This is a genomic window from Mesorhizobium sp. LNHC221B00 (genome assembly GCF_000502935.1).
Lineage (GTDB): Bacteria > Pseudomonadota > Alphaproteobacteria > Rhizobiales > Rhizobiaceae > Mesorhizobium > Mesorhizobium opportunistum.
This window is the reverse complement of the sequence record NZ_AYWR01000021.1, coordinates 43,478-58,186: the sequence shown is the minus strand read 5'-3', so window position 1 is coordinate 58,186 and position 14,709 is coordinate 43,478. Positions and strand designations below refer to the sequence as shown.

Annotated in this window: 15 protein-coding genes and 2 pseudogenes; 10 read left to right on the top strand and 7 right to left on the bottom strand. The window is 61.7% G+C overall.

Annotation, left to right across the window (positions count from 1 at the left end):
• Positions 1-242: 242 nt before the first annotated feature.
• The 5 genes from X741_RS1000000168950 to X741_RS143715 all read left to right on the top strand — a co-directional run bounded on the left by X741_RS1000000168950 (position 243) and on the right by X741_RS143715 (position 4,640).
• Positions 243-2,024 (top strand): C1 family peptidase, encoded by a 1,782-nt coding sequence (locus X741_RS1000000168950; protein WP_198024000.1) that lies wholly within the window; start codon positions 243-245, stop codon positions 2,022-2,024.
• A gap of 68 nt (positions 2,025-2,092) precedes the next feature.
• Positions 2,093-2,389 (top strand): protease inhibitor I42 family protein, encoded by a 297-nt coding sequence (locus X741_RS143705; RefSeq protein WP_013893482.1) that lies wholly within the window; start codon positions 2,093-2,095, stop codon positions 2,387-2,389.
• A gap of 158 nt (positions 2,390-2,547) precedes the next feature.
• Positions 2,548-3,651 (top strand): redox-regulated ATPase YchF, encoded by a 1,104-nt coding sequence (gene ychF / locus X741_RS143710; RefSeq protein ID WP_023779596.1) that lies wholly within the window; start codon positions 2,548-2,550, stop codon positions 3,649-3,651.
• A gap of 12 nt (positions 3,652-3,663) precedes the next feature.
• Positions 3,664-3,756, top strand: coding sequence for a DUF933 domain-containing protein (locus tag X741_RS1000000168945; protein ID WP_023779594.1), 93 nt, complete (start codon positions 3,664-3,666; stop codon positions 3,754-3,756).
• A gap of 131 nt (positions 3,757-3,887) precedes the next feature.
• Entirely contained in the window at positions 3,888-4,640 is a 753-nt protein-coding gene (locus X741_RS143715; protein WP_023779595.1) for a DUF5131 family protein, read from the top strand.
• On the opposite strand, the gene X741_RS1000000168940 is transcribed toward X741_RS143715, so the two are convergent.
• Entirely contained in the window at positions 4,595-5,512 is a 918-nt protein-coding gene (locus X741_RS1000000168940) for a three-Cys-motif partner protein TcmP (protein WP_150111192.1), read from the bottom strand. The two genes, X741_RS143715 and X741_RS1000000168940, sit on opposite strands and share 46 nt — an antisense overlap.
• 173 nt (positions 5,513-5,685) lie before the next feature.
• On the opposite strand from X741_RS1000000168940, the pseudogene X741_RS1000000168935 reads away from it, so the two are divergent.
• From X741_RS1000000168935 to X741_RS143730, 4 genes and pseudogenes are all read left to right on the top strand, one after another.
• A pseudogene (locus X741_RS1000000168935) lies at positions 5,686-5,811 on the top strand (DUF933 domain-containing protein); the annotation flags it as partial.
• A gap of 295 nt (positions 5,812-6,106) precedes the next feature.
• Positions 6,107-7,081 (top strand): magnesium/cobalt transporter CorA, encoded by a 975-nt coding sequence (gene corA, locus X741_RS143725; protein WP_013893477.1) that lies wholly within the window; start codon positions 6,107-6,109, stop codon positions 7,079-7,081.
• Between the two features lie 119 nt (positions 7,082-7,200).
• A pseudogene (locus X741_RS01000000167100) lies at positions 7,201-7,655 on the top strand (MaoC family dehydratase).
• Complete coding sequence (locus X741_RS143730; protein WP_023779592.1) at positions 7,652-8,122, top strand: MaoC family dehydratase; 471 nt, start codon at positions 7,652-7,654, stop codon at positions 8,120-8,122. The pseudogene X741_RS01000000167100 and the gene X741_RS143730 overlap by 4 nt, the downstream one beginning before the upstream one ends.
• 175 nt (positions 8,123-8,297) lie before the next feature.
• Here the strand turns inward: X741_RS143730 and X741_RS143735 are convergent, their stop codons facing one another.
• From X741_RS143735 to petA, 6 genes are all read right to left on the bottom strand, one after another.
• Positions 8,298-8,843 (bottom strand): adenine phosphoribosyltransferase, encoded by a 546-nt coding sequence (locus tag X741_RS143735; protein ID WP_013893474.1) that lies wholly within the window; start codon positions 8,841-8,843, stop codon positions 8,298-8,300.
• A gap of 188 nt (positions 8,844-9,031) precedes the next feature.
• Positions 9,032-10,177, bottom strand: coding sequence for an alpha-hydroxy acid oxidase (locus X741_RS143740; protein WP_031250353.1), 1,146 nt, complete (start codon positions 10,175-10,177; stop codon positions 9,032-9,034).
• A 166-nt stretch (positions 10,178-10,343) separates the two neighbouring features.
• Complete coding sequence (locus tag X741_RS143745; protein WP_023779590.1) at positions 10,344-11,039, bottom strand: phosphatase PAP2 family protein; 696 nt, start codon at positions 11,037-11,039, stop codon at positions 10,344-10,346.
• Positions 11,040-11,167: 128 nt separating this feature from the next.
• Complete coding sequence (locus X741_RS143750) at positions 11,168-12,040, bottom strand: cytochrome c1 (protein ID WP_023779589.1); 873 nt, start codon at positions 12,038-12,040, stop codon at positions 11,168-11,170.
• A gap of 111 nt (positions 12,041-12,151) precedes the next feature.
• Positions 12,152-13,453, bottom strand: a complete 1,302-nt coding sequence (locus X741_RS143755) for a cytochrome b N-terminal domain-containing protein (protein ID WP_013893470.1) — start codon at positions 13,451-13,453, stop codon at positions 12,152-12,154.
• A gap of 16 nt (positions 13,454-13,469) precedes the next feature.
• Positions 13,470-14,030 carry a ubiquinol-cytochrome c reductase iron-sulfur subunit gene (petA, locus tag X741_RS143760; protein WP_013893469.1) on the bottom strand — a complete coding sequence of 187 codons (561 nt, stop codon included), beginning with the start codon at positions 14,028-14,030 and terminating at the stop codon, positions 13,470-13,472.
• Positions 14,031-14,343: 313 nt separating this feature from the next.
• Between petA and X741_RS143765 the strand changes: the two genes are divergently transcribed.
• Entirely contained in the window at positions 14,344-14,688 is a 345-nt protein-coding gene (locus X741_RS143765; RefSeq protein WP_023768030.1) for a cupin domain-containing protein, read from the top strand.
• The last annotated feature ends 21 nt before the right edge of the window (positions 14,689-14,709 follow it).

The window sequence follows — 14,709 nt, the reverse complement described above, 5'->3', positions numbered from 1 at the left end:
GGCCGCCGATGCGCCGTCAGCATATCCAATAGTGAAATCCCTCACAGACCATGACCCTGCCGAAGGTCATGGATGCAAAGTGTGGTTGTCGCATGCCTTTCGGCTTTGCCGGGCAGTCGCACGTTTTCACCGACACGAGGGAACTGTTTATGGCCCGAACTCCTTTGACGTTCTCTGCGCTGAGCAGCGCCCTGGCAACCAACAATGCCAGATGGCGGGCGGCCGAAACCCCGATCTCGCTCATGGACCCCAAAAAACGCCTCCAGATGCTGGGCGCCATTCCCAGCGATGAAGCCATCGCCCTGCTCGCGGCGGCACGCAACCAGCCGCCGTCGCTTGCCGCGGCGCCGGGTTTTGCGCCCGCCGTCGACTGGCGCAACAAGAACGGCAATCATATTACCCCGGTCAAGAACCAGGGCGGATGTGGCTCCTGCGTCTCGTTTGGCTCGGTCGGCCTTATCGAGGCGATGTCGCATATCGAGACCGGCCGCTGGTTCGACCTGTCGGAAGCCGATTCGCATTTCTGCTCATCGCACGGCGCCGATTGCGGCGGCTGGTGGCCCGACCAGTGCCTCGACCAGATCAAGGGACGCGGCGTCTGCGACGAAGCCGGCTTCCCGTACCCGTCGGCATTTCCCAACAACGATATCTGGAGCGGCCCACCGGCCTGCCACGCCGCGCCGAACCGTCCGGCGCGCATCAGCAAGCTGACGGCCGTGCACAAGCTGGTGGATGCGAACGCGATCAAGAACCATCTCAGCAGCGTCGGTCCGGTCGCCGGCTGCTTCACCGTCTACAACGACTTCTTCAATTATTCCGGCGGCATCTACCACCACGTCACCGGCGATGTCGCCGGCGGCCACTGCGTTCTCGTCATCGGCTATTCCGAGGCGGAGCAATGCTGGATCGTCAAGAACTCGTGGGACACGACCTGGGGCATCGGCGGCTTTGGCAAGATCAGCTATGACGACTTCAAATATGACGGCCAGTTGTACCCGATGTACGGTGCAACCGGCATCATCCTGCCATCGTCCGGCTGGCAGCCGATGGGCGGCAAGCTCACCACCGAAGCCGTCGCCGGCAACAACAAGGATGGCCGCATCGAGGTTTTCGCGCGCGGCACCGACAACGCGCTCTGGCACATCTGGCAGACCGCGCCCAACAATGGCTGGGGCGGCTGGGCATCGCTGGGCGGCATCATCACCAGCACCCCGGCCGTCATCAGCAATGCCGACGGCCGGCTTGAGGCGTTCGCCAGGGGAGCCGATGGCGCCCTGTGGCACATCTGGCAGACCGCGCCCAGCAGCGGCTGGAGCGGCTGGGCTTCGCTCGGCGGCGGCATCACCAGCGACCCCAGTGCGGTGCGCAATGTCGACGGACGGGTAGAAGTCTTCGCCAGGGGCAATGACGGCGGCCTCTGGCACATCTGGCAAGGCGGCCCGCAACGGGGCTGGAGCGGCTGGGCTTCGCTTGGCGTCCAGATATCGGGCAATCCGGTAGCTTCCAACAACAAGGACGGCCGCATCGAGGTCTTCGCTCGTGCCAACAACGGGGCAGTGGTGCATCTCTGGCAGACAGCCCCCAACAATGGCTGGAGTTCATGGGCCTCGCTGGGTGGCATTTTGACCAGCGACCTTGCCGTTGGCCAGAACAAGGACGGCCGCCTCGAAGTGTTCGGGCGCGGCACCGACAATGCGCTCTGGCACATCTGGCAGACCGCGCCCAACAATGGCTGGAGCGGCTGGGCATCGCTGGGCGGCATCATCACCAGCGCGCCGGCGCTCGGCCACAATGCCGACGGGCGCATGGAAATCTTCGCCCGTGGCACTGACGGGGCCTGCTGGCACATCTGGCAGACCGCGCCGAGCAATGGCTGGAGCGGCTGGGCATCGCTGGGTGGCGGCATCGTCGGCGACACGGCGATCGTCAACAACAAGGACGGCCGTATGGAAGTCTTCGTGCGCGGCACGGATCTCGCCCTATATCATCGTTGGCAGACGGCTCCCAGCAACGGCTGGAACTGAGGCGACGGTGATGGGATCGGAAGGCGGCGCGCATCGGCGCGCCGCCCGTCGCCACAAAGGAAGAAGCAATGGCGAACGAACGAGCGACCATGAATTTCCAACCCGCAATCGGCGAGCAGATTGTCGTGGAATTGCCGGCGACGCCTGGCGCGGGCGTCGTCTGGTCGGTTCCGCCGGCGCCGGCGGGCTGCACCATCACCCAGATTGAGAGCAAGCCCGATGACACAGGGATAGGCGGCACAACCTTGCAGCGTTTCACGGTTTCTTGCGGCAAGCCTGGACAGATCCAGCTTCGCTTTGAACTGAAGCGGCCGTGGGAAGACATTGTCCGGGCCGTTCAGCCGGTCACCATCGACGTGAAGTAGCGTCCTAAAAGCGCGGCTCGAACTGCTCAAAAACGGCCGATCGCCCTGCGATGCGGCCTTTCGCGGCCCTCCCCGCGCGACCGCGGGGCTTGACGTTCCTCCCCCCTATCGCCCATAGCCCTCATCAAATTTCGAATTCCCGATAGGACCGGACAAAAATGGGTTTCAAATGCGGCATCGTTGGCTTGCCCAACGTCGGCAAGTCCACGCTCTTCAACGCGTTGACCAGAACGGCGGCGGCGCAGGCCGCCAACTATCCCTTCTGCACCATCGAACCGAACACCGGCGAGGTGGCGGTGCCCGACCCGCGCCTGGGCAAGATCGCCGCGATCGGCAAGTCGAAGGAGATCATCCCGACCCGCATCTCCTTCGTCGACATCGCTGGCCTGGTGCGCGGCGCCTCGAAGGGCGAAGGGCTGGGCAACCAGTTCCTCGCCAACATCCGTGAGGTCGACGCCATCGTGCACGTGCTGCGCTGCTTCGAGGATGACGACATCACCCATGTCGAGGGCCGCATCGACCCCGTCGCCGATGCCGAGACGGTCGAGACCGAGCTGATGCTCGCCGACCTCGACAGCCTCGAGCGCCGCATCGTGCAATTCCGCAAGCGCGCTTCGACCAAGGACAAGGAAGCGACGACCGTGCTGCCGATGATGGAGGCAGCGCTCGAACTGCTGCAGGCCGGCAAGCCGACCCGCATCCTGCTCAAGGGCATTTCGGCCGAGGACCTGCGCATCCTGCAGGGACTGAACCTGTTGACCTCGCATCCCGTGCTCTATGTCTGCAACGTCGCCGAGGCCGATGCCGCCACCGGCAACGAACACACCAGGGCCGTGGAAAAGATGGCGACCGCCCAGGGCGCCGGCACCGTGGTGATCTCGGCCGCGATCGAGGCCGAAGTCGCCCAGCTTTCGGATGAAGAGGAGATGGAATTCCTGTCCTCGCTCGGCCTCGACGAGCCCGGCCTGAACAAGGTCATCCGCGCCGGCTACGAGCTGTTGCACCTCATCACCTATTTCACCGTCGGGCCGAAGGAGACGCGCGCCTGGACCATCCACAAGGGCGACAAGGCCCCGCAGGCCGCCGGCGTCATCCACACCGATTTCGAACGCGGCTTCATCCGCGCCCAGACCATCGCCTATAACGACTTCGTCACGCTGGGCGGCGAAGTGGCGGCCAAGGAAGCCGGCAAGGCACGCGATGAAGGCAAGGAATATGTCGTCCAGGACGGCGACATCATGCTGTTCAAGTTCAACACGTGATGNGGTGGCGAAGTGGCGGCCAAGGAAGCCGGCAAGGCACGCGATGAAGGCAAGGAATATGTCGTCCAGGACGGCGACATCATGCTGTTCAAGTTCAACACGTGATGCTTCGGGAAAGAGCGTCTCGAACTGCTGTCTGACAACATTCTTGATATGAAGAAATTCCTACAATAGACTTATCGGGGTATTTACGATCTTCGGGGCAGTTTTAAAGCAGACGAAGAGAAGAGCGGAAAATGGCCGAGACATCAATCGAATGGACCGACGCGACGTGGAACCCTGTTGCCGGATGCACGATCCTTACGGCAGGATGCACCAACTGCTACGCCATGCGGATGGCTGCCCGCCTCGAAGCGATGGGAGTCGAGAAGTACGTGGGATTGACACGGGAAAGCGGTGGAAGGGCAAAGTGGACAGGCAAAATAAGGCTCGATAGCGGCTCTCTCGACATTCCTGCGTCTTGGAAGAAACCGCGCCGTGTTTTCGTCAACTCGATGTCCGATCTTTTCCACGCGGATGTACCGGTGGACTTCATCCGCGACGTTTGGCGCGTTATGGGCGCCACCCCGCGCCACACTTATCAAATCCTCACCAAGCGGCCAGATAGGATGGCAGAAATTCTATCAACGAAAGCATTTGAAGTTCTGTCGAACGTATGGCTTGGAACAAGCGTTGAGGATAGCCGGGTGCTTCACAGATTGGATGAGCTTCGAGCTGTTCCAGCGGCCATAAGGTTTGTCTCCTATGAACCGCTGATAGGCTCAGTGGCGGGCGCAAGCCTAGCAGGCATTCACTGGGCTATAGTCGGTGGAGAAAGCGGCCCCAACGCACGTCCAATGGAACCGAAGTGGATCGACGAAATCTTCGACCAATGCACCGATGCCGATGCCGCATTCTTTTTCAAACAGTGGGGCGGGAAGAACAAGAAGGCAACAGGTCGAACCTATCGTGAGCGCTTGTGGGATGACCTACCAGAATTGAGAATGTGAGATGCCATCTTGGTCGCCAGCTTCACGGCTGCCGAGCTAGTATTCGAAACCGCAAAGAAAAGCGATGCAAGCGGCGCACCGTTCCTGTGGTGAAGCCGAACCGGATCAAGCACGGCACCTTTGAAGGCGGTTTCAAGGCGTTCTTTCACATAGGCTTCAATCGCGTTTACATCAGCTCGGCGCGCCGCCAGCCCTTGCGTTTCGAAAATGTCTTCACGCGCAATTTCATGATTATACCAACGAGACCGCCAGTCGCTGGCGCCTAGAACCCTATCTAGACTTGCTTGCTTGCCAAGATCGAGCTTAGCCGGATCGTGCGGAGCATTCCTGTAGAGGCCGGACAGCGGAAAGAAGTACCAACAATCCAGTGCCTCGGTCTTGGCAATTGCCTCCACCGTCTCCCAAGACACCTCCATGCCGTACGGATCTAGAAAAATAACCCCACGTATTCCACGGCCGACAATTTCGGAACCTCGCCAAGGGGTATTCGTGCATAGACGCTGCACGAGTTTATTGGCGTCCCCATTGCGCACGATGATTTTGCGATCTGGATATTCCTCAACCAGAGTTTGAAGTTCTGAGAACCGGAACGTGTCTTGTTCAATGAGAACAATCGAGTGCATTGGTGGATCGATTTCGATCGCGATTCGGGCCGACCCTGGTGTCGTGATTTCCTCTGGCTCAGCAAAATCCGGCCCGAATAGCGGCAAACCGGGGCGCACTTCGGTGCGAGTGCCAGAACCAGCAAATGCGTCGATGTAGATGCAAGCAAAATCCTGATTTCGAAGCGCAATCGAAAACGCCTGCAAATACTCTTGCAGACATTTCAATTTTCTCGACGTGTCAGGTCCCCCAAAGACATGTTTTGCCAAATTTAATATCCCCGCCCAAGCGCACTATCCAACCTCGAAAATGGGCAAGTGTCTAGCCAATTTGGCGTTCGAGGAACGAACAATGTAGTCTCGAAAAGTACCCCTTATCTCTTCAACAAAGTATCTAAAGCAAATGCAACAAGCTGAAACCCGCGCATGAACCGTCCATAAGGGCCTATAACGACTTCGTCACGCTGGGTGGCGAAGTGGCGGCCAAGGAAGCCGGCAAGGCACGCGATGAAGGCAAGGAATATGTCGTCCAGGACGGCGACATCATGCTGTTCAAGTTCAACACGTGATGTTNAGGCACGCGATGAAGGCAAGGAATATGTCGTCCAGGACGGCGACATCATGCTGTTCAAGTTCAACACGTGATGTTCGCACGGTAGGCATCCAAAGCATCGTCGCGATCCTGCGGCGATGCACTATCGGCGTATCTCCGAGCTCTGGTGCCATCCCGTCCAATGGCCACTTGTCTTGATTTTTTCATGGCACGGGTCTAAGCGGCGGGCACACGCTCGGCGCATGCGACGAAGAGCCGTGCAATCCGACATCAATCCAACCGCCCTTTGATCCAGCAGGGGAGATCTGGCGATGATCAAGGCCTTCGTCGTCGACAATGATCGCCTGCGTCTCACCGACGACCTCCAGGCCAATGGCGACAAGGTGGTCTGGGCCGATCTCGTCAATCCGACCAAGGAGGAAGAGGCCACCATCGAAAGCTGGCTCGGCATCGCCATCCCGACTCGCGAGGAGATGGAGGAGATCGAGATTTCCAGCCGCCTCTATATCGAGGACGGCGCCTACTTCATGACCGCTACCCTGCCCGCCCAGACCGAGGTCGACGATCCCCTGATGTCACCGGTCACGTTCGCGCTCGCCGGCAACAGGCTGATCACGGTGCGCTACCACGAACCGAAGGCGTTCAAGACCTTTCCGCTGCGCGCCGAGAAGGCGGCGACCGGATGCACCAGCGGCGACACCATCCTGATCGGCCTGCTGGAAGCGATCGTCGATCGCCTTGCCGACATTCTCGAGCGCGCCGGCCGTGACGTGGAAGTGATCTCGCGTGACATCTTCCAGGCGACCTCGACCAAGGCGTCGAAGCGCAACCGCGACTTCCAGGAGCTGCTGAAAGCCATCGGCCGCAAGGAGGACATCGCCTCCTCCGTGCGCGACAGCCTGATCTCGCTGCAGCGCCTCGCCGGTTTCCTCGCCCATGTCGCCACCCAGACCAGGATGAGCAAGGATATCCGCGCCCGCATCAAGACCTTGTCGCGCGACGTGCTGTCGCTTGCCGACCACGCCACCTTCCTGTCGCAGAAGATCTCCTTCCTGCTCGACGCCACGCTCGGCATGATCTCGATCGAACAGAACGCCATCATCAAGATCTTCTCGGTTGCCGCCGTCATCTTCCTGCCGCCAACGCTGGTCGCCTCCATCTACGGCATGAATTTCGACGTCATTCCCGAGCTGAAATGGCAGCTTGGCTATCCCTTCGCCATCGGCCTGATGATCCTGTCGGCGATCCTGCCCTTCTGGTATTTCCGCCGCCGCGGCTGGCTTTGATCGGGTCGCCGCGGGCGGACTGCCTGTTGCTGGCGCACCAGAAATAACTTGACCAAACCGCGCCCTGCCTGCATCCGGGATACCCGATCCCTGCGGATCGCTGAGCCGGATTTCAGACCATGACTGCAAAAACCTGGGCCTATGAGGAGTTCGTCGAGGGCACCTCGCTCGACCTCGGCACCAAGCTGGTAAGTGCCGCCGAGATCATCGAATTCGCGCGGGAGTTCGACGCCCAGCCGATGCATCTCGACGAGGAGGCCGGCAAGGCCAGCATCCTTGGCGGGCTNACACCTGCGCCATGTTCATGCGCATGCTGTGCGATGCCTTCCTGCTGGACTCCACCTGCCAGGGCGCGCCCGGCGTCGACCAGGTCAAATGGAAAAAGCCGGTCCTGGCCGGCGACCAGCTCACCGGCAGCCTCGTGGTCGTCGCCAAGCGCCTGTCGAGATCGAAGCCGCAACTGGGCTTCGTCACCATGCGCAGCGAACTGTTCAACCAGCGCGGCGAAAGCGTTTTCGAGCTTGAGAATTCCGTCATGTTCCTCACGCGTGAGGCCGCGGGGAGCCTGGCATGACCCTGGACGAATTCTTCCGCATCGGTACCACCGTGACGCTGGGCTCGCACACATTCGAGCCCGAGGCGATCAAGGCCTTCGCCCGCAAATACGACCCGCAAATCTTCCATATCGACGAGGAAGCCGCCAGGAAGAGCGTGCTCGGCGGCCTCTGCGCCTCCGGCTGGCATACCGCCGCCACCTGGATGAAACTCAATCTCGAAGCCGGCATGGACACCGGGGGCGCTGCCTGGGACGGCCCCGGCTTGGTCCCCGAATTCGGCCCCTCGCCCGGCTTCAAGAACCTGAAATGGCTGAAGCCGGTCTACGCCGGCGAAACCGTCACCTTCACGCGCACCGCCCTTTCCCACCGCCCGATCGCCTCGCGCCCCGGCTGGCGCCTGCTGACGCTGCGTTGCGAGGCCTTCGCCTCGGCCGGCGACAAGGTGCTGGAGTTCGAGAGCGCCGTGCTGGTGAAGGTGGAGTAGCGGCGCTGGGCGCTCTTCCTTCTCCCCTTGCGGGAGAAGGTGGCCTCGCGAAGCGAGGTCGGATGAGGGGTGTTCCAGCTTGGCGCCGACGGCACTCCGTCGCCCACCCCTCAACCGTCTCGGCGCTGCGCGCCGATCCACCTTCTCCCGCAAGGGGAAGGGAAGAACTGCTCCCTCAATGGCCCTCGAACCCGATCAGCGTCCGCACCGGCACACCGAGCGCTTCCAGCTTGGCGCGGCCGCCGAGGTCCGGCAGGTCGATGACGAAGCAGGCGGCGAGGATGTCGGCGCCGATCTGGCGCAAGAGCTTGACCGCCGCCTCCGCCGTGCCGCCGGTGGCGATCAGGTCGTCGACGAGGATCACCTTCTCCCCAGGGGCAACGCCGTCCTTGTGCATCTCCATTTCGTCGAGCCCGTATTCCAGGCTGTAGGCGACGCGCACGGTCTCGTAAGGCAGCTTGCCTTTCTTGCGGATCGGCACGAAGCCAGCTGAGAGCTGGTGGGCGACGGCGCCGCCAAGGATGAAGCCGCGCGCCTCGATCCCGGCGATCTTGTCGATCTTCTGACCGGCATAGGGATGCACCAGTTCGTCGATGGCGCGGCGGAAGGCGCGCGCATTGCCAAGCAGCGTCGTGATGTCGCGAAACAGGATGCCGGGCTTGGGATAGTCCGGGATGGTGCGGATCGACGCCAGCAGCGTGTCTTCGAGCGAAGGTTTCATGAGACGGCTCTCCGGATGATCCAACTGACGGGCGTGAAAGGCGGCAGGGTCCGATCGTAACCCGGCGCGACCGACAACGGCTAGCGCGATGTGGCGGCCGAGACAAGCCGCATCCGGAAGGGATCGATCTAGCAGACCCCAGCCATATTCCGCATCCGCATGATCCGCGATGGTCCGCCCGACTCCGACTATCTGAAACGGAGATTGGAGCGCGACAATTGCCCGATCGAACTGCAGCCCATCAGCTTCATGCCGCGTTCGACCTCGACCCGCATCTGCTCGAGCGCCCTTTCGACACCCGGTTGGCCGGCCGCCGCCAGGGGAAACATATAGTACCGGCCAATGCCGACGGCCTTGGCCCCGAGCGACAGTGCCTTCAGCACATGGGTGCCGCGCTGCACACCACCATCCATGATGACGTCGATCTTGTCGCCGACGGCATCGACGACCTCGGCAAGCTGGTCGAATGCCGCCCGCGAGCCATCCAATTGCCGCCCGCCATGGTTGGACAGTACGATGCCGCTGCAGCCAATATCGACGGCGCGTCTGGCATCCTCCACCGACATGATACCCTTGAGGCAGAACGGACCCGACCACTGCCTGACCATCTCGGCGACATCGTCCCAGGTCATCGACGGATCGAGCATCTCGGTGAAGTAGCGGCTGATCGACATCGTGCCGCCGCCCATGTCGACATGTTCGTCGAGCTGCGGCAACTTGAAGCCCTCATGGGTGAAATAGTTGACTGCCCAAGCCGGCTTCAGCGCGAACTGCGCCATGCCGGCAAGGTTGAGTTTGAAGGGAATGGCAAAACCAGTGCGCTTGTCGCGTTCGCGATTGCCCCCGGTGGTGCTGTCGACGGTCAGCATCATCACTTCTACGCCAACCTGCTTTGCCCGCTGTATCATCGCCCGGTTGAGGCCGCGATCTCGGTGGAAGTAGAACTGGTAGATCTGCGGGCTGCTGCTGATCCTGCGCACTTCCTCGAGGCTGACGGTGCCGAGCGTGGAAACACCGAACATCGTGCCGTATTTGGCCGCGGCTTTGGCGACCGCCCTCTCGCCCTGATGGTGGAAAAGCCGCTGCAGGGCAGTCGGTGAGCAATAGAACGGCATAGCCAATTTCTGACCCATGACGGTCACCGACATGTCGATCTCACTCACCCCGCGCAGGACGTTGGGGACCAGGTCACAGCTTTCGAAACTTGCGGTGTTGCGGCGATAGGTGACCTCGTCATCGGCCGCGCCATCGATGTAATTGAAGATCGGCCCCGGCAGCCTTCGCTGCGCCATCCGCCGGAAATCGGAAAAATTGTGACAGTCGCTGAGCCGCATCATCGATTTCCAAGGCCATGGCCGACGAAGCCTTTGCCGCTGTTGAAATATCAACCAGATGCGGCCCTGCCAACGAACTAATTGCTGAACTCCCCATAGAGCACGGCCGTGAACACGAAAAGGGGCGCCTGAAGCGCCCCTCTCTGCCGAGATTGCCGGCGAAGTCTTACATGCCGAGGTCGGAACGCAGCTCGGCCCTGGCAACCTCATATTCGGCCTTGAAATCGTCCCGGTTGAGCAGGACCGCGGCAATGACGCTGCCGGAAATCTTGCCCATCTCGACATCGGACGGATAATGGATGCCGCCGACAACGCGGTTGTGGGCGTATTCGGCCGCGCGCGCCATGATCTCGGCGCGCCTTTCCGGAACCATGTCGGCCAGGATGATGCCCATCATGGTGCCGACAGTGGCGTGGCCGGACGGCCAGGAGCCGGAGCTCGACAGCTTGACCGCCGGCTTGACAAGATCGCTGAGCCGGTGCGGGCGCGGACGCTTCCACACATCCTTGGCCGGGTCGACGACAGCACCTTCGGTGGCCACGACCCGGTCGAAGAAGGCGCTGAATTTCGGCAGCTTTTCCGCAGTGAAATTCGGCCCCATGACATCGGCGAAGCGCCAGACATTCTCTTCGGCATCGGCGACGGCGCGGGCTTCCATTTCGGGCGTACGCGTCACCTGCAGCGTCAGCACCTCGCCGAGTTCGGCCTTGGTCTCGGCCGAATCGTTCGCCGGTGGAGGCGGCAGGATCATCGTCAGGTCGACGTCCTTATTGGTGACGAAGGGTTTTGCGTCTTCGGCTTGGGCGGCCGAGCCGATGACCAGCAGCAGCAGACCAGCCGCGAGCGATGCGTATTTCTTCATGGAGCGATCCTTTGTTCGAGAATGCCGCAGGATCGCCAGATGCGGTGACGGCCATGTGACATGACCGTCACCGGACGCAAAAAGGGCGCCTCTCGGCGCCCCCCTGCATTTCGCTATGTCCGCCCCGCTCAGTGGGCGATGCCTTCCCACACCTTGCGCTTGGTCAGATAGACCAGCGCGCCGAACAGCAGCAGGAACACCAGCACGCGGAAGCCCATTTTCTTGCGGTCTTCCATGTGCGGCTCGGCGGCCCATGTCAGGAAGGCGGCCACGTCGCGGGAATACTGGTCGACGGTCTGCGGCGAGCCGTCATCATAGGTCACCTGGCCGTCGGAGAGCGGCTTGGGCATCTTCAGCGACACGCCCGACATGAAGTACGGATTGTAGTGCGTGCCTTCCGGGATGACCATTCCGGCCGGCGGCGTTTGATCGTAGCCGGTCAGCAGCGAATGGATGTAGTCGGGGCCGCCCGCGTCATACTGGGTGAAGATGTCGAAGACGAACTGCGGAAAGCCGCGCTCGACGCCGCGAGCCTTGGCCAGCAGCGACATGTCGGGCGGGGCAGCGCCGCCATTGGAGGCAGCGGCGGCTTCCTCATTGGCGAACGGCGCCGGGAAATGGTCTGACGGCTTGCCGGGACGGTCGAACATGTCGCCGGCATCGTTGGGGCCGTCATGGATGGTATATTCGGCCGACAGCGTCTTGACCTGGGCGTCACTGTAGCCGAGGTCCGAAAGCGTGCGGAACGCCACCAAATTCATCGAGTGACAGGCCGAGCAGACTTCCTTGTAGACCTTCAGGCCGCGCTGCAGCTGCGCCTTGTCATAGGTGCCGAACGGGCCGGTGAAGCTCCAGTTCATCTCCTTCGGCTCGTCGATCGGGAAATGCGTCGGTGCGGCTGCATTGTGCGCCTCTTCGGCCGCGAATGCCCAAGTGCCTCCAGTTCCAACGCCGGCAGCCACAAGGCCGATCAGCGCCAGCGAGGTGAGAATCTTTTTCATGCCAAATCCCCTTAGATTCTCTACCGCTCTGTCTTCCTGTTTGAGCATGATCTCTGGACAAACGGTTCCGTTTGTCCGGGAAAACCGGTTCCCACTTTTCGGGATCATGCTCTAGCCCTTGGTCTCTGGTGCGGCCGTGGCGCCCGCCGGATGCCCGCTGCCACCCTTGTTCTTTTCGAGCACCGCCTCGGTGATCGAGTTCGGCACCCTGCGCGGCGTCTCGATCAGGCCGAGCACTGGCAGCGCGATCAGGAAGAAGGCGAAGTAGAACAGCGTCGCCATCTGCGCCATGAACACATAGCTGCCTTCCGCCGGCTGCGAGCCCAGCCAGCCGAGCAGGATGGCATCGGCCACGAACAGCCAGAAGAACAGCTTGTACCAGGGCCGGTAGACCGCCGAACGCACCTTGGAAGTGTCGAGCCACGGCACCAGGAACAGCATGACGATGGCACCGAACATGCATAGCACGCCGCCGAGCTTGGAGTTGATCGGCCCGATGTTGAAGGTGATGGCGCGCAGGATCGCGTAGAACGGCAGGAAGTACCATTCCGGCACGATATGGGCCGGGGTCTTCAGCGGGTTGGCGACCGTGTAATTGTCCGGATGGCCGAGATAGTTCGGCAGGTAGAAGACGAAGTAGGCGAAGAAGAACAGGAACACGATCATGCCGAACGCGTCCTTGATGGTCGCGTAAGGGGTGAAGGCGACGGTGTCGGTCTTCGACTTGACCTCGATGCCGGTCGGGTTCGACTGGCCCACGACATGCAGCGCCCAGACGTGCAGCACGACGACGCCGGCGATCATGAACGGCAGCAGGTAATGCAGCGCGAAGAAGCGGTTGAGCGTCGGGTTGTCGACGGCGAAGCCGCCCAGCAACAGCTGCTGGATCCAGTCGCCGACCAGCGGAATGGCGCTGAAGAAGCCGGTGATGACGGTGGCGCCCCAGAAGCTCATCTGTCCCCATGGCAGCACGTAGCCCATGAAGCCGGTCGCCATCATCAGGAGGTAGATGATGCAGCCGAGGATCCAGAGCAGTTCGCGCGGCGCCTTGTAGGAGCCGTAATAGAGGCCACGGAAGATGTGGATATAGACGGCGACGAAGAAGAACGAGGCGCCGTTGGCATGCATGTAGCGCAGGAGCCAGCCGGAATTGACGTCGCGCATGATCTTCTCGACCGAGCCGAAGGCTAGATTGGTGTCGGCCGTGTAGTGCATGGCCAGCACGATGCCGGTCAGGATCTGCGCCACCAGCATGATCGACAGGATGCCGCCGAAGGTCCAGGCATAGTTGAGGTTGCGCGGCACCGGATAGGCGACGAAGCTGTCATAAACCAGCCGCGGCAGCGGCATGCGGGCGTCGAACCAGCGTTCGATACCGGTCTTGGGCGTGTAGGTCGAGTGTCCCTCGCTCATCGAAATATCCCCTGCCTCAACCGATAAGGATCTTGGTATCGGAAATGAACTTGAATACCGGCACAGCCATGTTCTCGGGCGCCGGGCCTTTGCGGATGCGGCCGGCGGTATCGTATTGCGAGCCGTGGCACGGGCAGAACCAGCCGCCGAAATCGCCTTCCTGGCCGAGCGGAATGCAGCCCAGATGGGTGCAGACCTGAACCATCACCATCCAGGCTTCCTTGCCGGGCGTGGTGCGGTTGGCGTCGGTCGCCGGCGCGTCGGCCGGAAGGTTGGCGTTGCGGGCGATCGGATCCTTGAGATCGGAGAGCTTGACGGCCTCGCCGTCCTTCATTTCCTGTTCGGTGCGGTTGCGCACCACGACCGGCTTGCCGCGCCACTTGACGATCAAGGACATGCCCGGTGTCAGCGAGGCGACATCGACCTCGACCGAGGCAAGCGCCAGCGTCGAGGCATCGGGGCGCATCTGGTCGATGAAGGGCCAGGCAACGGCGCCGGCGCCGACCACGGCTGCCATGCCGGTGGCGACGTAGAGAAAATCTCGACGGTTGGGATCGTGGGTATCGGTTGCGCTCACGGGTGCCTGATCCTTTCGCCTCTTCCGCGCCGGTGGCCGAGCCTGTTCCCCGCTCAATCACGCCAACCCGACAGCGCATGGCGAACAGGCTAGCGAATTCCTCCGGCATTTGGACTTCGGTTTATGCGTGAAGCCCGTTTTTGTCCAGACGGGTGAAGGCACAAGGGCAGATTGTCGCGGGGACAAAATCCGCCACTGCGCGGCAAGGCGGCGAATGGTCGCAAAAGGCGGCTAAACAACCGGGAAACAACCGCAAATCCGATGCCCTGGTTCGCCTCGACACGGGACGCCGGTGTGATCTATCCTTCCTTGCATGGCACACGTCATCGATCGCGAGGAATGGGCTGTTCGCCCCGACCGCTGGAAGGGTGAACTGCAGTGCGGCGCCTATGGCTCCAACTCCTGCCTGATCTTCAATCACCTGCCCGATGTCGGCGGCGGACCGCGGCTGCACTCCCATCCCTACGCGGAGATCTTCATCATCCGCCAGGGCACCGGCCTGTTCACGGTCGGCGACCAGGAAATCGAGGCCACCGCCGGCCAGATCCTGATCGTGCCGCCTCACACGCCGCATAAATTCACCAATCTCGGCCCGGGTCCGCTGGAAACGACGGACATCCACGAGAACGGTACGTTCATCACCGAATGGCTGGAGTGAATCCGGCATAGCCCTGTCGAG